Annotated in this window: 13 protein-coding genes; 8 read left to right on the top strand and 5 right to left on the bottom strand. The window is 39.5% G+C overall.

Features of this window, described 5'->3' with window-relative positions:
- Window positions 1–2 precede the first annotated feature (2 nt).
- Window positions 3–1,541, top strand: coding sequence for a BNR-4 repeat-containing protein (locus J2X61_RS20760; RefSeq protein ID WP_310190178.1), 1,539 nt, complete (start codon window positions 3–5; stop codon window positions 1,539–1,541).
- Between the two features lie 381 nt (window positions 1,542–1,922).
- A complete protein-coding gene (locus J2X61_RS20765) occupies window positions 1,923–3,158 on the top strand; it encodes an alpha-L-fucosidase (protein WP_310190180.1) in 1,236 nt (411 codons plus the stop codon).
- Window positions 3,159–3,589: 431 nt separating this feature from the next.
- On the opposite strand, the gene J2X61_RS20770 is transcribed toward J2X61_RS20765, so the two are convergent.
- On the bottom strand, window positions 3,590–4,510 hold the full coding sequence (locus J2X61_RS20770) for a hypothetical protein (protein WP_310190182.1): 921 nt from the start codon (window positions 4,508–4,510) through the stop codon (window positions 3,590–3,592).
- A gap of 969 nt (window positions 4,511–5,479) precedes the next feature.
- Between J2X61_RS20770 and J2X61_RS20775 the strand changes: the two genes are divergently transcribed.
- The 5 genes from J2X61_RS20775 (at window position 5,480) to J2X61_RS20790 (ending at window position 12,267) form a co-directional block, all read left to right on the top strand.
- Window positions 5,480–6,766 (top strand): IS110 family RNA-guided transposase, encoded by a 1,287-nt coding sequence (locus tag J2X61_RS20775; protein WP_310190184.1) that lies wholly within the window; start codon window positions 5,480–5,482, stop codon window positions 6,764–6,766.
- 600 nt (window positions 6,767–7,366) lie between these two features.
- Complete coding sequence (locus J2X61_RS20780; protein WP_310190186.1) at window positions 7,367–8,479, top strand: RHS repeat-associated core domain-containing protein; 1,113 nt, start codon at window positions 7,367–7,369, stop codon at window positions 8,477–8,479.
- An 18-nt stretch (window positions 8,480–8,497) separates the two neighbouring features.
- Window positions 8,498–9,028 carry an imm11 family protein gene (locus tag J2X61_RS20785; RefSeq protein WP_310190188.1) on the top strand — a complete coding sequence of 177 codons (531 nt, stop codon included), beginning with the start codon at window positions 8,498–8,500 and terminating at the stop codon, window positions 9,026–9,028.
- A 741-nt stretch (window positions 9,029–9,769) separates the two neighbouring features.
- Complete coding sequence (locus tag J2X61_RS36410; protein WP_396135474.1) at window positions 9,770–9,949, top strand: helix-turn-helix domain-containing protein; 180 nt, start codon at window positions 9,770–9,772, stop codon at window positions 9,947–9,949.
- Window positions 9,950–11,094: 1,145 nt separating this feature from the next.
- On the top strand, window positions 11,095–12,267 hold the full coding sequence (locus J2X61_RS20790; protein ID WP_310190190.1) for a chymotrypsin family serine protease: 1,173 nt from the start codon (window positions 11,095–11,097) through the stop codon (window positions 12,265–12,267).
- Window positions 12,268–13,312: 1,045 nt separating this feature from the next.
- Here J2X61_RS20790 and J2X61_RS20795 read toward each other — a convergent pair.
- The 4 genes from J2X61_RS20795 to J2X61_RS20810 are packed head-to-tail and all read right to left on the bottom strand — an operon-like array spanning window position 13,313 to window position 18,376.
- Window positions 13,313–14,620 (bottom strand): MFS transporter, encoded by a 1,308-nt coding sequence (locus J2X61_RS20795; RefSeq protein WP_310190192.1) that lies wholly within the window; start codon window positions 14,618–14,620, stop codon window positions 13,313–13,315.
- 13 nt (window positions 14,621–14,633) lie between these two features.
- A complete protein-coding gene (locus tag J2X61_RS20800; RefSeq protein WP_274465763.1) occupies window positions 14,634–16,064 on the bottom strand; it encodes an FGGY-family carbohydrate kinase in 1,431 nt (476 codons plus the stop codon).
- A 9-nt stretch (window positions 16,065–16,073) separates the two neighbouring features.
- The gene (locus J2X61_RS20805) at window positions 16,074–17,555 is read right to left on the bottom strand and encodes an FAD-binding oxidoreductase (RefSeq protein ID WP_274465762.1); all 1,482 of its coding nucleotides are present in this window, start codon (window positions 17,553–17,555) and stop codon (window positions 16,074–16,076) included.
- Between the two features lie 35 nt (window positions 17,556–17,590).
- Window positions 17,591–18,376 carry an SDR family NAD(P)-dependent oxidoreductase gene (locus J2X61_RS20810; RefSeq protein WP_274465761.1) on the bottom strand — a complete coding sequence of 262 codons (786 nt, stop codon included), beginning with the start codon at window positions 18,374–18,376 and terminating at the stop codon, window positions 17,591–17,593.
- A 299-nt stretch (window positions 18,377–18,675) separates the two neighbouring features.
- Here J2X61_RS20810 and J2X61_RS20815 point away from each other — a divergent pair, with 299 nt between their 5' ends.
- Window positions 18,676–19,404, top strand: coding sequence for a MurR/RpiR family transcriptional regulator (locus J2X61_RS20815; protein ID WP_310190195.1), 729 nt, complete (start codon window positions 18,676–18,678; stop codon window positions 19,402–19,404).
- The last annotated feature ends 191 nt before the right edge of the window (window positions 19,405–19,595 follow it).

Consider the following 19,595-nt stretch of genomic DNA (forward strand, 5'->3'; position numbering starts at 1 on the left):
ATTTGAAAAAAACAATCTTTTCCTTCTTGCTTGCGATCGTTATGAGTGTTTCCTTCGTCTCGATCGCTTCAGCGGAATCAGTAAGCAATATCGCAAGTAATGGGTCCTACCATAACGTAAAAACTTTTGGCGCCGGTCTCTATGACAGCGTTGCAAACAAAACATTTATTACCTATAGCGGTCCGGAAATGGATGTATACGTTAAAGCATATAACCATTTAACAAATGTCTGGGAAAGTGCTATCAAAGTATATGATTGGAACGATTCCTCAACGTGGGCTTACCATGACTACCCCACGATGGTTTTGTTGCCTGATGGGAAGTTGGCTCTATTTATTTTTGACCATACAACAGCAGCCTATATGATTAAAGCGCCGAATACCCATTCTTTATCCGGGACTTGGACTCGTACGGTGGTCAGCAACGACCTGAACGCCTATCCGATGCCTGTTGTCTCCGGTAACGACATCTACTTGTTTTATTCACGGAATGACGATGTGAGTTATCCATATCGAACCTATCGATATATTAAATCGTCAGATAACGGCACTACTTGGTCTATACCAAGTCTTGTGATCGATAGCGGAAAAACTAGTGATAAGTATAACGAGGTGTACGCCCATGGAGTGTATCTAAAGGATGGAAAAATTTATATTTCATGGCAGCTTTCCGGCGGCCCGGAGGGTCACAATAAGGCAAGCAAGGACTTATATCTAGCTTATTTGGATACTGAGACAGCAACAATGCATAACGTCGCCGGTAGTAGTGTAGGAAATGTTGTGAATGCTGCTGATATGGACAGTTGTAAAGTTGTTACAGCTACGCCGATTTCCAGCAACAAATTTCCAATTAGCGTTTCGCAACCTAGCATCGCTGACGATGGGACGGTGGTTATAGGCTTTGGAAGAACTTATGATAATGGTACCAAGAAAATTGAACTAGGCAAGTTCGTAAGTGGTGCATGGAGTTTTTCAACTGTAACTACGGGAACCACTAATTTTAAAGATATGGTGAAGTCAGGTTCCGATGATTTTGAGGTACTATATATTAATGGAACTAATATTGATAACAGGAAAACGACCGACATGGGATCTTCCTGGTCAACGCTGTACACACTTGGAATTCCGTACATTTCGAACGCGGATAGCGTGAATTATGCTAACTTTATTGAGAATCGAAACTCCATAAGAGTAATTGCAGGTACAATTAATGTTGCTGAAAGGCAAACGGATTACACCGGTAAGTGGGGAATTTTCGCAATCAAAGCTGAGCAGATTCCGCCAACCGTATATGCCAATACCAGCTATTCGGGTTCTGCAGTGGAGCTACCGGAAGGCACTTATACAATGGCTCAACTTACAGCGCTGGGTATTGGCAACGACTCGGTATCTTCCTTAAAGGTTCCTTTTGGATATCGAGTAACCGGGTACGCCGATGATAATTTTACGGGCTCCTCATGGATATTCACGGCTGACGATTCAAGTCTGGTAGATAACGGTTGCAACGACATGTTCAGCTCAATCCGTGTAGAAAAGATATAAAGCTTTATTCATTGCCGCTGACTGCAGCGAATTACCTGAATCATTAGGTATGACTTAGTCCCTGATCTATTTTCAATGTGCGATTTGCTGGAATTCCATAGAGGGTGTTCCAAGTTATAAGATGGGGTATTAGACGCTAATGTGGAGACTTTAAGCAGTACCAGATTCACAGATCAAAAGGTATATACGAAAACATGGCCTGCAGCCGGACAGCATACAATCAAGATTTTGAAAAACCGGCACTTTATTTGGTATTTGTCTCATTTGGATACCAGTAACAGAGTACCGAGTAGGAGGTGGGGGAGCCCCCACCTCTGTCACTCTTGGACAACACGGCAGAGTGAGCGCACTCAGACAAACCAATTTAGGAGATGATTAGGTATGACGATTTCACAGCCGCTACCGAGGATAGCGCGGTTCGAAAGGCTAGCATTCGGGATGTTCGTCCATTACGGACTATATTCACAGCTCGGGCAAGGGGAATGGGTACAGTACCATCAAGGCATCGATAAATCGAAATATATGAAGCTGATGGACAAATTTACAGCGGAAAAGTTTGACGGACGTGAAATCGCGCGATTGGCGAAAAGCGCCGGCATGAAATATGTCACGCTTACGGCGCGCCATCATGAGGGCTTCTCGCTGTACGATACTCGGGGGCTGAACGAATATGACGTGATGCATAGTCCGGCAAGACGCGACCTGGTTGCCGAATTCGTGGAAGGGTGCCGCATGGAAGGGATCATTCCGATGCTTTATCATACTACGATTGATTGGTACGAGGACTCATTCAAACACGATTTTGACGCCTATCTGGAATATCTGCGCCGTTCGGTCGAGCTGCTCTGCACACGCTACGGTGAAATTGGTGGCTTTTGGTTCGACGGCAATTGGGCGAAGCCCACCGCAGATTGGAAGTTGGATGAGCTTTACGGCATGATCCGAAGGTATCAACCCGATGCAATGATCATCAATAATACTAGCTTGCAAAACCGCGGGGCACTCGAGCATCCCGAAATCGACAGCGTTACCTTTGAGCATGGCCGCCCCTCTTCCATGAACCGATCGGACATGCCCAAGTATGTATCGGCTGAAATGTGCTATACGATCAACGATCACTGGGGCTTTGGGGAGGACGATCTGTCCTATAAATCGACCAAGGAGCTGATCGAGACGCTTCTCGCCTGCCGAAAAGTCGGAGCGAACTACCTGCTGAACGTCGGTCCAGACGGAGGCGGGGAAGTGCCACCGATCCAGCAGGAAATCCTGCGAGTGCTCGGGAGATGGATGGACATCAATGGACGCGCCGTTTACGAAGGAATGCCATCGCCGATCTCGAGCTACGGTGCCGATTTCGCACTTGAGGCGAACGGGAAGTCTTACTTGTTCATCCATGATCTGCACATCGTCGGCAATGGGCATGCGTCAGGCAAGAACAAAATGAAATGGTTCGCTGGCATAACCCAACAAGTCGAATCCGTCCGTTGGCTTGATAATGGAGAGGAATTGAATTTTGAACAGGATGTGGATACCGGGGCGTTCGGGCTATTGGCAACAGGCTACCCCTATGGTCGCAGTTACGGGGTAAGAGTGGCCGAGGTGACCTTCTGCAAGTAATCGTTAAATCCCATCAATTTAAGGGCTTTTGGGGGGAGGGGGGATGTACTTCATGGGTATTCTCGAATGATGATTCCAGCCTTGTCGATAACAATTGCAATGACATGATCAGTTCGATTCGTGTTGAGAAACTGTAAAAACACCTCAAGGGGCAAATGTTAAGCAATGCATTGGATTAATTCATATTCCATTAATTCTTCGGCCAGGGCCTCTACCGATTGTTCGAGCGCGGCCAGATGCTCCTGGTATTGAAGAAGTAATTTGATGAGCATTTCCATTGGAACTAAGTGACTTGGAAAGCTGCTTCTTTGAAAGGGCTTCACTTTGCTGCAGCGACTAGAATCTCCGTCCGTTCCATGGCCCAAGAGATGGATTTGCCGCGTCTGTGCATACGAAACATGCTGGTACAAACCTACTAATAAGGGGATTTGCTACCTGTTCCATTTTGCATAACTGAAACTCTTTTTGTTGGTGCCATCATATAGTTTATCCAAAATATAGATTTGCAACCATGTTCCCAAAATCCATGTAGTAGAAAAAACACCAAACCCCCACCAATACTTGAAGACGTTAAAATTAAATATATATAAAAGATAATGTTGCAAGAAGAGAAAACCTGATACAATAATATACCACCACCACTTAGGCTTTAAAAAATATGTGGTCATTGCAATACTTCCCTGTAAAAATGTTAAACCGGCATACATAGAAGCTGCATTGGCAGAAGGGGTCGAAAACAAATTGGATGTTAACGTCTGAACTCCAAACAAATACATGAACCAACCAGGTGATGTGAACCAATTTATACCCAATAATCCAAACAAAATATAAATAAAATTCAAAACCCGACCGTTTCCTTTTAGGCTTTTCATATATATTAATTTTGTTACACCAAAAAGAATTATAAGACCAACAAATGTCATCCATGTCCGGTACCAATTATGACTATAAATACCTAAATATAAAAACAACTCTTCTACTAGGCAGTATAGAGTGATACTGATTACATACCAATAAAACTTTAGATTACGAGTTGCTAGCAAAATAGCTGTTGCTGATACAGACACCTGTGAAAAATAATTTCCAATAATCGATTCATTGTGCCAATAATATTCAGCATGAGGAAGCTTAAAATGTTGCCATGATTCTGGTAAAATCTTTGGGTAGTACGAATAAGACTTAAAGTCAGCCATGATAATAATTTCACACATAACAGTTACTCCCACAATGCTAATAAACAAACCCAATAAAAGCTTTTTTCTTTTGTTGTTAATTACACCAAAAGTTAGTTCTATAATAGAGGCAATTCCTAAAATTATATACCAAATTGTATTGGTCCAGAAATATTTCATTCAATGCTCCTTCTTTTTTGATCACAATATCAACTTAATTGTATAGTATTCAACAAAAAAATACATTTCATACTTAAATGAGCATTTTTTCAAAATCCTGAGCCTTGATACGCAAGGATTTTTAGGCATAAAAAAGGGAACTGTGACCCGTATGATAAACACTTTGAAGAAAGTGACCCTCTTACGGGTCATTTGGGTTTTAATCAAGTTTTATAAGAATGCGGAGAGGCTTATGGGAAAAGTAAGAGGGGCAAACAGACTGTTCACTGAAAACCAAAGAAGACGGTTGGAACTCAATTTGAATGTTGGAAGCGGTGAAGGCATATGAACAAGGTGAGACACCGATGGAGATTTTCTTGAACGCAGGTTTTGACATCTCAGCTGTTGGTATCGAGAAGCCTAAGAAGTGTTTAAAGTGGTGGAAATGTGACCAGAACTATTTACGAAAGAAGAGTTAGTTAAGTATTCAAATCGCCAAAAGGAAAAAGCAGCCCTGGTATGTATTCTTTTTCCATTGTAGAACAACTTATTATTTTGATAATCGAAAAAGAGTCTAACGACATGAAAGTACCTACAATGAAACCTTGTTAAATCAAGGTTTTTTGTACTTGTAGGGATTTTCTTGTCGTTTTTTTTACGACATGAAAATCCCTACAAACCGTGCTAGCGACAAGAAAGTCCCTACAATAAGAGCAGTTTACAATAAAAACTTAAGCCAGAAACCCCACTAACCACGAAAATCCCAAGCGAACAGCGGAGGGGGTACTGTTGAATTGAAAATAAACGATTAGAGACTGAAGAACAAAATAATAAATTGAGCGTTAGCATTAGCGTTAAGCTAACGGGCAGCATTCCTATTATGAGGAAATACGAGGTTTGAGAAATTAAAAGACTCCTTGGTATGATGTTCTTAGGTCCCAGATGCTCGCCAGCTACCGGATCCAAAAACAAAACCAAGGAGACTACAAGATGAATTCTACTCAAAATGAACGCATTAATCAAATCACTTCTTCTACCTTAATTGTAGGAGTCGACATCGCAAAATTCAAACATGTGGCAAGGGCGCAAGACTATCGCGGAGTCGAGCTCGGGAAGCCTATTACATTTGAGAATAACCGAGAAGGCTTTGAATTGTTTGTTAGATGGTTCCGGAAGATTGCGACGGAGCAAGGGTTCAAGGACGCCCTTGTTGGCATGGAACCCACCGGTCATTACTGGCTGAACCTCGCGTATTACCTGGGAGAACAACAAGTATTATGTGGCGTAGTTAATCCGCTGCACGTGAAGAAAAGCAAAGAATTAGATGACAATTCACCGACCAAGAACGACGTCAAAGATGCCAAAGTCATCGCACAGCTTGTCAAAGATGGGAGATACGCCATACCTAATCTTCTCCACGGCAAATATGCCGAACTAAGGGAAGCGATGAAAATTCGCGATCATCTGTCGACTGACCTGCGAGTGGTGCAAGGCCGGGTTCATAATTGGTTGGATCGGTACTTTCCAGAGTTCCTCACGGTGTTTAAAGATTGGGAATGCAAGTCAGCACGCCAAATGCTTAGCCTTTGTTTGTTGCCACATGAGCTGGTTGCTCATTCAGAGGAAGCTCTGTTAAGGCATCTCAGAGAGGTGGCTAAGCGAGGTCTCGGCATGGAACGTATGAGGTGTTTGAAAGCAGCTGCAAGCCGTTCTATTGGCATCCGAGAAGGTACAGAATTAGCAAAGCTCGAACTTAAGCTGCTGTTAACACAGTACGAGTTGCTTAAAAGTAAGTTTGAAGAGCTCGAAGAGAAGTTAGATGAGCTCTTGGAGCAAATCCCTCATGTAAAGCAAATAATGGCCATTAAAGGTATTGGTCGGGATAGCATAGCTGGATTCCTGGCTGAAGTTGGCGACATTGAGCGTTACCGGCATCCTAATCAAATCATAAAGCTAGCGGGCTTGAACTTAAAAGAAAATACGTCCGGTAAACACAAGGGACAGACAAAGATCACCAAACGCGGTCGTAAGCGGCTACGAGCGCTACTATTTCGCGTCATCATGCCACTGGTGGCAAAGAACCGAGCATTTAAGGCCTTGCATCAGTACTACACCAAACGGCCAGATAATCCCTTGAAAAAGATGCAGTCTCTCATTGCGCTATGCAATAAGCTGACTCGAGTTCTCTTTGGTGTCCTAAAAAAGGGGCATCGGTTTAGTGAAGAAAAGATGTTGCAGGATATCCCCCGATTCACGGCAGTGTCGTTAGTAGCTTAGATTCATTGTTTTCATAGAAATCGAAATATTAAAAGGGACAGACAATTGAAGCACGGATGAGTCGGAACAGAACTAACATACGGACGAAGATCCTGTCGGGCAGCATATCCGACCTCCACCTCATGGACAGGTTGAATGAAGGAATGTGGGAGCGAAGACTCTGTGAGACATGGGAGGGTTGACCGCCATGAGCCATGTGGAGATCCAAAGGTGCGATCATATATTTCCAGAATCTCCACTTTTTAAAACGAGTGGTCTGGGTGGATGTGTTTTTGCGCTTTTCTCACCCCATATTTTACATTTTCCACAACTTTGTTCCATGTGTTGATTGTCTTTCACGGAAGAAAAACGTTCGAAATCTAAGCAAACAAGAGTATTTAAGAGCTAATTGATTCTCCATAGAGGGAGACATATTCTTTCACGTATGATCCGTTAAACCGTATCTCTACATCCAGTCAATTCAATGAGAATTATACGTATGACGTTAGCGGAAATCGCGCTACACTGCAAAGCGACGCTGCGCTGAACCTTAACACGGCAAGCTACACGTATGACGAGCGTAATCGCCTTACGCAAGTGATACCTGAAAATGGGGGAGATGTGACTTACCTGTATAATGGTGACGGCATCCTTTACGAGCGAACAGAAAATGGAGTAACCACTCGCTATTACTACGATGGTGGGAATTTGATTGCAGAAGGAACGGTGTCCTCCAATGGTGCAGCTACTTTAAAGGCAAGATATGAATATGGTAACGGCTTAAATGCACGAATTGATACTAACGGGAATAAACAATTTTATCAATTCAATGGTCATGGAGATGTTATTGGTCTCACTGATAGTAATGGAACTACGTTAAACTCCTATAGCTACGATATATGGGGTAACCCTATTATTGCACAAGAAACTGTACAACAGCCGTTCCGTTATAGTGGAGAATTTTATGATAGTTCAACAGGACTACAATATTTGAAAGCAAGATGGTATGATCCAAGTGTAGGTCGTTTTATTAATGAGGATACGTATGAGGGGCAGATAGATAATCCGCTGAGTTTGAACCTGTATACGTATGTCGAGAATAATCCGTTAACGAAAACTGATCCAACAGGACATTGTTCGTGTACTTCTAAATCGCTTACTAATCCTAGAAATCCATTAAGTTACGGGGCGATTTCCGCATCATATGATCCATATAGTTATGGAGATCCTTATTACGACATCAAGAGTTTAATTTCACCAGATCTTCAAACAGAACAATGGAAGTTAGATGAACAAGAAATGATTATTTTTCAGCAACAGGCACAAGAAGAAGCTAATTCTAGTGTCATTCAACAACCTATAATAGACAACTCTGCATATATTTTAACGAGTAGCAACTCGGCATTATTAAGAAGTAACTTGAAAGGTGCAGGGTATTCAGAGCCAACTTATTCTAATGCAGCCCATCATATCGTAGCGGCAATTGATGGGAGGGCAAAGATAGCCCAAGATATATTAAATAAATATAATGTTGATATTGACTCGGCATATAATGGAGTATTTTTGCCAACCAGTGATGGTTTTGTTGAATCAAACCATAGACGGATCCATACAAATGTTTACTACGATAACGTTAATAGCTTATTATCTGGTGCAAAGTCTCAAGATGATGTTATTGATATTCTCGATGATATTAGAGATCAATTAACTAATGGGACATTTCCGATAAATTAATTATGGAGGGATAACACAGTGAGAGTCTGGAAACTTGGATACGATAGTAATAATTATGAAGGATTTAGAATAGTTGAAGGGGATTGGACAGAATTAATAGAGAAGTTTGAGGGGAAACCTTTGCTTCATGAATGGAAACCAATTAAACTTGAGCTATATGAAGAAGCAGCAAGGAGTGATGCTCCCTCTTTTCTAGGAAGTGCACCAGTGTTGAGTGCAAATGCTGTTCAACAATTACAACCATTGATTAATGATTCTGTGGAAATTCTCCCAACAGATTTCGATAGAGAGGAATACTTTATCATAAATGTACTTAGCGTATTAAATTGTATAGACTACGATGCTTCTATAATAAAAAGATATAGAAGTGGAAGAATAATGAGGTTTGAGAAATATGAATTTATACCCGAAATTGTGAACCATCAACATATCTTTAAAATTGTAGATATTCCCACTCAAGCCATTTTTGTTTCTGATGATTTTAGAGAAGCAGTGCAAACAAGTCAGCTTAGAGGATTTTCATTTGAGGAAGTTTGGGTTTCAAATTAGGTACTGAATTAAGATTCACCTTACGACTTAACCATCGTAAGGTGGTTTCTTTTTGTCCGCCGCTGTATCGCTAACAATACAAATAACCGCTCAGAGAGTATGAGCGGCGGCTGTCCGATAGACCCCACCCAGTGCCGAGTGAATCCTTTATGACTCAATGAAATTACTTAACCCGTGTTATACCGTTAAAATAAAATCTTCATAGCCTTGTACGCACATCTTACGTTTTACTTTTATACCCTAAATAAAGCTAAGCCGTTACATGAGACAGGTCGATTATGGTCAGTTACCACCATGATTGATCTGTTTTTTGTTATCTTCGTTTTCCCCCGTTTTTTTGAAATTTACCGCAACTGCATAATACCCTGTCCCGATAGGGACGGTGAAAAGGTCAGAAGCCGCACCTTCTAGAATGGATAGCACGACTATTTATAGTAGGGCGGCTAAGTTAAAGAATTTTGATATTGTCCGCAACTGAACTGACTATTAAAGCGATTGTTACTTCGAAGAAAGAACTCTGTTGACGAGCAGTTTACATAGAAGAGGGCGGTTTGGCTAACTGCCCACTCGTATTAAACAAATCCAAAATTGATAGGGAGTATTCGCATGGCGAAAAATATCCAAGAAAGACTGATAGAGCTATCGTTGAATTAGAATTGGCACAGTTTTCATTCAACGTTCCATCATAACAAGTATTACATTCCGTATCCTCATATGCTTAGAAAGTGCTATGGCTTAAGCATGAATGAACGAGGCGTGTTACTAGATATCCTATCTCATATAGGTGAGAACGTAGAAGCCTTTCCTTCTCAAGAAACTATTGCATGTAATTTGGGTATTAGTGAATCCACGGTAAAATTGGCTATTACCTCACTTGAAGAAAAAAACTCATCAAAAATGTACGCAGAGGGGGGCAAGTAAATCGCTATAGAATTGACAAGTTAGAGGCTAATCCTTATCTTGTGCTCTCTGAAAATGTTCATTACTTCATGAGATATTATCAGCCGAGGTATATCAAGAAGACGCTGATTCAATCCGTAATTATGACTATCATTAATGGCGACTCATTTAAGTCATATGCAAATAAATTGTATGAGGCATGTCATTCGAAGCAACCTTATCGTGATATCGCATTCGAAACCATACTGGAATTACTAGACGAAATTAGGGTGAAACTTTGGGAAGATAAAGGTGTAAAGACATCATAGCCGATTTATTCGGATTTCGAGCATTACTTCAATCTTTACCTTGAAAGCGTTGGCTTTGAAGACGGGGATGAATGTGATTGGGATGAGTACCATGAATTTGAGGACGAGGATGCCCCCACTCAAGGATAATAATTAGGGCACTCGAATGGCGTGGCAGCCGATCATCGGGCTGCCGGTTCCACGGGAACGTTAGCTCAATATGAACACCGCGGCAGCCGGCTTAATAATCAGCTGCTTGTTTGTTAAATTAAATGAAATTGAAAAACTAGCAGCAGCCACGAGTATTCATTTCAGTCATGGCTGCCGCTACTGTTAGTAACAGCTAATTGGAAATGCATATTGCTGCATAAATGTATATGTGGAATTTTTTACTATAAATAATTTTGAAACACTGGGTCTTACGGGATAAAGGAATGGACAAATTTATTTTATTATGAAACAAAATAAACGGAGCGCCGCGGGTTTGCGGGCTCCGTTTTATAATTTATTATGAAACATCACATTTTTTTTTTTTTTTTTTTTTTTGTTGTCAAATTCCAGAAATCTTTAGAATGGATCCATAATTCTAATTCCTTAGACGATTTGTTGCAGAATTCTTTAGAAATATATATTGATATAAAAAAATGAGTAAAAATACAACAACGACAACATTGATCGTTTGCCTTTTTATCGTAAAAGTAATGGAGCTGAGGAACTTTGAATAGGCAATGATGACATTTGCCTACCCCATTTTTATCAAAATAGAAGGTCCAATAATGAAAAGGTTTCCTATTTTGGACAATCAATGGGCAAGTGATATTCCCGGAATTAAATGATTTTCATATGCTGTAGCATTCCACAATATTGGAGGAATGCCTCTTGGCTACTATGTATCAGGCCTTTTTGCAAAAGAACAAGATTTCCATGAAATTATTAAGCCGTCCGGAAATTGTAGGGGTGGGTATCGGATACGCGAATCCGGAGAGACCGGATTGCGGTGCTGCCATCATCATTTACACTCGAAAAAACATCGCGGCTACGGAAGTTAAACAAATGGTAACGAAAATAATGGGGACAAGCATCCCGGTTCGTATCATTGCATCAGGCCAATTCAGAACAGGGGCAGCATCAACAATGAAAAGAAAGCTAAAGCTCGTTAGAAAGATAAATCGGAACCCGGCGGGAGCGAAGAAAAAGGTTTCTCAAAGAAGTCAAATTATTTTCCGACAAAGGATACGTCCGGTACCAGCCGGAGTCAGTATTGGTTATTTAGCAGCTCCTAAACATGGTTCTGTTGGTACAGCAGGACTAATTGTTGTGACCAGAAACGGTAAACCGTATATTCTCAGTAACAATCATGTCCTTGTTCGTGCAAACAAATTTTCTGTAGGGCTATATCAGCCCGCCCCTTTTGAGAATGGTCAGTTCAAACCAGGCGATTTTATTGGTCGACCTTTTTTGTTTGTGCCGTTAAGACTAAATCAAGTCAACTTTATGGATGCAGCTATAGCCAAACCTGTTTCCGATAACCTACTCAATCCACGATATCTGATTGGCGGAGTTCGCAATCATCCCAACCTAATAGTAGTTCCAGGTCATTTACTTAGCCCCCAGCTCGGAGCAACACTTGTTAAATCAGGGCGCACAACAGGCTTTGTAACAGGCATCATTCAAGCCATTGGTGTGAGCGCCAAAATCTCAGGCTACGACATAGGAAATGTAGAAAATGCCACTTTGCAATTTGATAATCAGATTACTATTTCAGGGACAAATATCGACCGGTCTGGAGATTCAGGGGGAGTATGGTTGCGTAAAAGCGATCATTTTGCGGCTGCCCTTAATTTTGCTGGTACCAGTGATGGATCTATAAGTACTAGTACTCCTATCGCGACTGTCATGAATACTTTTGGATTGCGTGTTGCTGCACCAGGCGGAGCAAGCGGTTTTAAGCAGGGTTCAATTAAAGGTGCAGCTCCGAAGGGAAACTACTCCTACATTCAGCCTTTATCGGCAGAAGAAAGAAAACAGATAAAAGTGATTAGTCCCAAGTAACAGAAAGCACATTGCTGTGCCGATGAGTATAAAAGGAAGTTTTTTAATCTTCCAGGTAGGAATAGGTGCATAAGGACAAACAGAACAACTGGTTAAGTGATGAGCTCTTAATGCATATCGAAAAACTCCGAGTCGGTAAGGCGATCCAATGGATCAAAGAAAATTACGCACGTTTTTTTACCGTTGAGGAACTCGCAAAATCCTGGACATGAGTATCTTCGACTTCAGGAAGCCAGGCGAATGATGTTTAGCGGTCCCGTGGGTGCAACGACTGCCCATTGACATTAGGCTATGAAAGTCCGTCGCAATTCAATCGGGAATACCGAAGGCTTTTGGTCTGCCTCCTCTGCAGGATGTTAAAGCGATGCGAAAATCTTCTTGCGCTGGGGGATTCGAGATAGTTAATGATAATGATGGATGGAAAAATCGCATGTATATTTATGCAGTACATTTCCGCCGCGACGGTCATCGAATTCTAGTGAATTAAGAAACAATGGAAACGGAGCACGCGGATTTGCGGGCTCCGTTTTCTAATTAATTATGGAATATCACATTTTTTTTTTGTTGTTGTTGTTTTTTATTTATTTTTTTAGATAAAGTTGCAATGTGGAAAAAAAGTTATAATAAATTTGAACGTTTAAATACAATATGGCAAAGAGAGAAGTTCAGGGCTCTTGTTTCCCCTGTGTTAAAGAATTCAAGAAGGGTAACTTTTGAGTGTGGTACAATCACATCGTTGGAAATTAATGCAAAATATTGAATGAAAATGGTTCTTGATCTCTTTGAATATGATTTGTTAGTAGCTGTAAGGGTTATTCCATGAACATGGGACATAATTTCATCAAAAGTTACTCATCTTCCAATACAGGAGAATGTTCTCAATTGAGCTGGTTATGTTGCTCGAAGAAAGAATCGTACTTATCTATCACCCAGGTAAGTAGATCGAGAATCGAGTATAGTAATCTGATGCACAAACGCTCACGTCATTGAACGGTGATTTCTTCACCGGCAAATTCGCGAGCGCTTACAATTGATTGACGTTAGTTCAGTTTGCAATACTTGATTCTGTTGTTTCGATTACTCGTTCACTGTTTTTCTTTACGGATACTCTAAATAATATAGTTATTAAAATAGCAACTACACTTGCCAATGCACAAAAACTAAAAAACGCATTATAACCGCCGTTGGCTCCGTATGTTTTAAAGAAATAAATATTCGCGATTGGTATTACAATATCCGGCAAATATCCTATAAAGGAGATAACTCCGATTGCAAGACCGAGAATCTCTTTATCTATTTGGCAATCGCCAAGTAACGACCAGTAGAGTCCTCTAATGGTATAGATCATCAATCCGGATAATATGACCAGGAAATTAAAGTAAAGATGAGGCAAAGTAATTGGCAAGAGTACTAAAGCTAATAAAGAAGTTGTGGACAGCCCTAAGGCTAATATTAAGATACTACTCTTTCCGAATTTATCTCCTAAATAACCGCCAATAAATCCACCAATCGGTCGCATCCAAAGCATTAGAACTGTCACTTTACCTACAGTTGCTGCATCAATTTTTATATTCGTTTGTAAAAAACCACCTAGATAATAAACAGACCATGTCACAATGTATGACATTGAAATGATGCCACCTAGCAGCCATACAAACTTATTGCTAAATATTTTTTTGAAAAGTTTAGCATTAACTTTAGTATTGGTTTCTACTTTGGATGAAGATTCTGCTTCATTAGAAGAAGAGCTATCTTCTTTAATAAAGACTATAAAAAGGATTGAAACCAGTATCAGCACAACGGAATACATGTAAATAACAAATTGCAGGGCTTCTTTTTTATGAAAATATTCTGTGCTGCCTCCCAATGTGCTAGTAAATATAAATATTGCAATACTAGCTAATATAGCTTCTACTACACCACGACCGCCATCTAAAGCACCGAAAAATCTTCCTTCTTCTTCTTTCTTGGCAATTAGCTTAACAAGTTTTAAATGGGCTGCCCAAAAGGTGAATACGGAGAAAAAACCCCAAATGGCAAATATAATTAAAACGATTGGATAACTCGGAACTTGAGCGAACCAAATTCCATTAAGTCCACAAACCAATAGTGAAATGAATATAAGCTTTTTTGAGGAGAATCGATCAGCTAGCCAACCGCTTGGAAAATACCCCAACAGAAAAGCGATACCCAAAACAGAGAAGATACCATTCAAATCCGCAAGAGTTATTCCGTAAACTTCCAAAATCGTTTCTTGATAATTTGTTTTTAAATAGATAAGAGGATATATGGATCCTGCCGCTAGAACGATTAGCAAAAACTGAAAATACCTTTTATAACCACTTGCTTCCATAGGTTAACACCCTTTAGTGAAAGATTGGATAAGTTTGCTTTAAAATCTCATCTGTATGCGCTCTTATATTTTTAACGATATTATTGTTAATTTGATTGTAGAATTCGTGATTCTTTTGGCTTGGCAGAAAAGTTCGTTCAGTTTTAACCATTTTATTCGCAGCCTCATAAAAATCTTTGTAGACCTCCAAATAGTGGCATGCGCATATAGCTGCTCCTAGACACGCACTGCTACTGCCTTCACGTCTATGCACTGGCAATCCAAAGAGATCAGCAATGATTTGCATAAGCAAATCACTTTTAGAGCCCCCACCTATTACAACTAATTCATATAACTCCACGTCGATTTCCTCTAACATCTCATCAATATTATTTTTAATATTGAATGAAATCGCTTCTAATATAGAGCGGTATATGTGGTATTTTGTATGGCGCTGATCGAAACCTATCATAATTCCCTTTCTATAAGGGAAAGATGAAGAAGACAACCAGTCTAAAATGGTGATCAGTCCTTCGCTACCCACAGGAACATCTTGTGCTTTCAAATTCAAATATTCCTCTTCCGATATATCCAGCTTTTCTGCATGAGTAACAAGTTCTTCACCAATTAGTTTCTTAAACCAACTAACTGTCCACATACCGCGTCGTATTCCATTTGATTCATAAACATATTTAAATGGAATACATGCGAGTGTAGGGAAGAAATTACGAGCATTTTCATAATATTCATTTCTAAACAGCATAGAGGAAATAAATGTTCCCAGAGATATCATAATGGATCCCTCGTCCTTAATTCCGGAGCCCAAGACCTCTACAGCTTTATCATTTGCTGTCGCTACTACTGGTATACCTTTATTTAAACCGAATTCACGAGCCAATTCTGGGCGTAACGTTCCCAACTTATCTCCCGGCTTAACGAGATCAAATAACATCTCTCTTTTCAAGCCGTTTGCTTTCATGACTTCATCATCATTGGACCACTCTAACGTTTCGCGGTTTAATGGCCAGTGAACCTCATAGTTAGAAGCTGTATCCTTAAATTCACCTGTCAGTCTAAAGCCAAGATAGCCAGAAGTTGTCGTAACATACTTGACTTGTTCATCCGTATGTTCATAAGGTTTATTAAGTCTTGCGTCCATCCAGCTTATCACTGGATAAGCTGGATGGCCATTTTCTTTTAACAAAACACGACAACATCTAATTGTACATAAACCAATTCCGGCAATATGTGCAGGATCGCCTTTAAAGTTAGCCAGACAGTTTTTAATACCTCCGTACACACTGTCCCATAAATCATCATCAGGATGTATAACTACACCTGGTTCAGGTGATAACGTTTCCCTTAACTTATTTGAACCGAAAGCAACTTCATTTCCATCTAAATCATATATAGCTACTTTCGTACTTTGTGAGCCATTATCAATACCCATTACATACTTGCTCACAAAATCACCTCAGTTTCGTCCCTTTATATATTTCATTCCTTCTTCTTGAGGGAAGATGGTACCAAAATTCATGATGCCATTAGGATCAAAAGCTTCTTTTAATTTTTGCAACATATAATAGGCAGAACCGTGCTCTTCTTTAGTCCATTCGGTGCGGTACTTCCCAATACCATGGTGATGACACATGGAACCACCAAGTTTTAATGTTTCTTCGATAATAATAGCATGGATTGGATGATGATAAATTCGCATCTCATCTTCCGGTGCGCAATTAATGTTGTAGTTATATACAAAATACATATTTGTTCCATTCATATAGCTATGGGAGGAGTGTCCACCAAGCATTGTTATATCTTCTATTCTGTCAAATTCTTCCCTAACCCTATTCATTACATTGTGATAAATCTTAATAATGTTTTCCCAATCTGCAGATACCTCTGTTGTAAATCCATCATGTTTGCCAAAGTCAACCATTCTCTGGAATTCATTATCAATAGATTGTTGTGTCCAATTCAAGTGATTAAACCATTTCTCAATATAGTGGTCTTCTACTTTTTCGACGATGCCATCTTGGAATTTAGAAACTGCTGCTTCAATTCCTTCTACAGTTGCTTTAACAATACTTAGCGGTCCTTCTGACATAAAAATTAAAACACATTTGTCTTTATAGAAATGTGAAAAATGTTGTCTTGCATCTTCTTCGGAATACACACGTGCAACCGAGGGTTTGAAACCGTTCACAATTACTTCCCTTAAAATTTTAATACCTGTATCAACATCTTTAATAAGATAACCGTGGAAAACATGATTGTCAGGGTAGTATTTAAAGATTTTAACTGTAACTTCTGTTATATAGCACAGAGTTCCTTCGTTACCAATGGCAATATGCCGAATATCGGGTCCGCCAGCTCTTCTTGGAACATTTTTTATTCTGGAAATGTGTCCGTTAGGAAATACGCATTCCAACCCAATAACCATGTCTTCAATGGCGCCGTACAAAGTAGAAAATTGTCCAATACTTCTAGTTGCCAATAATCCACCATATTGTGCAACCGGTTTGGACTGTGGAGAGTGACCTGTCGTGTAACCAATTTTACGCAATTCATCCTCTAATGATTGCAGGATCACACCAGCTTGCACAGTTGCTTGCATATTATATGGGTCAATTTTGAGAATTTTGTTCATTTTCGATCCGTCGATCACCAACGTGGCTTCTTTCCAGTTCTCAAGACCGCCTTCTGTAGCTGTTTTACCGCTTCTAGGAATAACATTGATATTATTATCATTACAGTACATTAGAAGTGACTTCACTTCTTCTGCTGAGTACGGATATACAATGGCCAATGGAATGGGAACATCAAGGGCTTTTTTGGCTTTTGCATACTTTTTATAACGATCTGCCGCTGCATCAAAAAGTGCTTCAGAATCTGTATTGATTTGTTCCACTGGAATAATAGACTTCAATTCGGTTAATAATTGTTCTTTATTCATGGTATCCATTTCCCCTTAATATGAATTATTATCTCTTATCTTACTAAGTATCCGCCATCAACATTAACCAAGGTGCCATTAACATAATTGGAAGCATCTGAAGCTAGAAATACTACGGTACCCATTAGATCTAAAATATGACCCCATCTATTTGCAGGAATATGGTCTAAAATACGTTGATTAGCTACTGGGTTTGCTCGTGTCGAGGTTGTAATTTCAGTAGCAAAATACCCAGGTGCAATGCCGTTAACTTGAATATTAAATTGCGCTAATTCATCACAATAAGCTTTAGTAAAACCGGCTAAACCGTGCTTGCTTGCTGCGTATGCAGGTGACCATTGCCCTCCAAGGTAAGAAAACAAAGAACACGTATTAATGATTTTTCCACTATTTTGTGGAATCATAAATTTAGCTACCTCGTGAGATAATTCAAAACAAGCGGTTAAATTGAGGGAGATCATTCGATCCCATTGAACTCTTGTAAACTTGGTTACATCCGGTTCGTTTATACAAATACCAGCGTTATTCATGAGAATATCTATTTTGCCGTAAATTCTGATACATTCTTCCGCGACTTTGTTACAGATACCATCTTTCGTAATGTCCGCAATCATAAGGTGATACTTCACACCTTCTGCTTCAATCAATTTTCTTGTTTCATCATTGTCATCAGCTATGCTGACTGCAAAGATGTCCGCCCCTGCTTTCGCAAGTGCCAGTGCAAAGCCTTGTCCCAACCCGGAATTTCCTCCAGTGATGATTGCAATTTTTCCTTTAAGGCTAAAAAAATCCAACGAGAAATCTTTGATATGATTTTTCAAGCTTACACCCACTTTCTCAAACCTATATTTTTATGCTCATATACTTTCTCAACATCTCAATTTCATACTCATAATATCACATCAAAATCTAAAATCAAGGAAAATTTTCTTTTTATATAATTTAAACGGTTTAAGAATAGAAAATTTCTTTAAAACTAATGCTTGGGTAAAGAAACTGCTGAAAATAATGAATACCCGTCAACTCATCTTGACAATCGTGGCTACTAACATAAAATGAATGATATAAAATGAACAGGATCTATGATCAAACTAATCGGAATATGTAGAAAAGAGGAAATATGTTAAATATAAATGTAAACAAATTAAGTCAGCTAGAGCTTTCAGTCCATAACAAAATTACAGAGGCTATTGTACAAAACAACAATCTTAAAATATTGGATGCAGCTCATTTTTGTCAGGTATCTCCATCCCAAATATCAAAACTTGTTAGAAAATTAGGGTTTGAAAGTTTTAAACAGTATAAGCAGTATTTTGGAGGTCAGAAAATCGTTTCAGAAGACAAAAAAAAATCAAATGAGCTTGAAAGATTAAAAAACTTTATAGAGAACTTTAATCCTGTTTTGATTGATAATTTTTTGAAAATATTTAAGAAATACAATAAAATCGTTCTATTCGGTTTAGGTCCATCATTTTTCTGTGTGGAATATTTTTCATATAAGCTTGCTCCCTTAACGAAAAAAAATATATTTGCGACCCAAAGTCAAACATATGCTCAAAATTTGGTTGATAAAGAAACTCTTTTGATCGTTTTTTCAGTAACTGGTAAATTTACTTCATTTGAAAACCTATTTAATTCGGCCAAATCTTGTGGGGCAGAAATCATGCTAATTTTGGAAGAGTATGATAACTCTTTAACTTTTGAAGTTGATAATATTTTTTACTTAACAAGATCTACTCAAAACGCAAGTCTGTTAGCCTTTGAAAAAACTCGAACCGTATTCTTTATCTTCATAGAAGAGGTTATTGTAAGATTAATGTCAGAACGTGATTTTAACACTACACAGTAACTGCGGTTGCGTGGGTCGGGGAGGCTCCGGAGCTTTTTGGGTCACAGAACGATGTGGTATCGGGGGGACTTTTGCTTGCGGAAAGCAAAAGGTCAGAGACGCATACGATTCCAGAGGGATCCAAGTTTGGAGAAAACAGAATACACTTCACATTGACGGGTCATGATACTTAGAATATGATGGGTCTGTCT

Source organism: Bacillus sp. 3255, assembly GCF_031456485.1.
Taxonomy (GTDB): Bacteria; Bacillota; Bacilli; order Paenibacillales; family NBRC-103111; genus Paenibacillus_E.

Coding starts and splice junctions, on each gene's coding strand:
- J2X61_RS20765 (WP_310190180.1), top strand. CDS start 1,923: ATGACGATTTCACAGCCGCTACCGAGGATAGCGCGGTTCGAAAGGCTA.
- J2X61_RS20770 (WP_310190182.1), bottom strand. CDS start 4,510: ATGAAATATTTCTGGACCAATACAATTTGGTATATAATTTTAGGAATT.
- J2X61_RS20775 (WP_310190184.1), top strand. CDS start 5,480: ATGAATTCTACTCAAAATGAACGCATTAATCAAATCACTTCTTCTACC.
- J2X61_RS36410 (WP_396135474.1), top strand. CDS start 9,770: ATGAATGAACGAGGCGTGTTACTAGATATCCTATCTCATATAGGTGAG.
- J2X61_RS20795 (WP_310190192.1), bottom strand. CDS start 14,620: ATGGAAGCAAGTGGTTATAAAAGGTATTTTCAGTTTTTGCTAATCGTT.
- J2X61_RS20805 (WP_274465762.1), bottom strand. CDS start 17,555: ATGAATAAAGAACAATTATTAACCGAATTGAAGTCTATTATTCCAGTG.
- J2X61_RS20815 (WP_310190195.1), top strand. CDS start 18,676: ATGTTAAATATAAATGTAAACAAATTAAGTCAGCTAGAGCTTTCAGTC.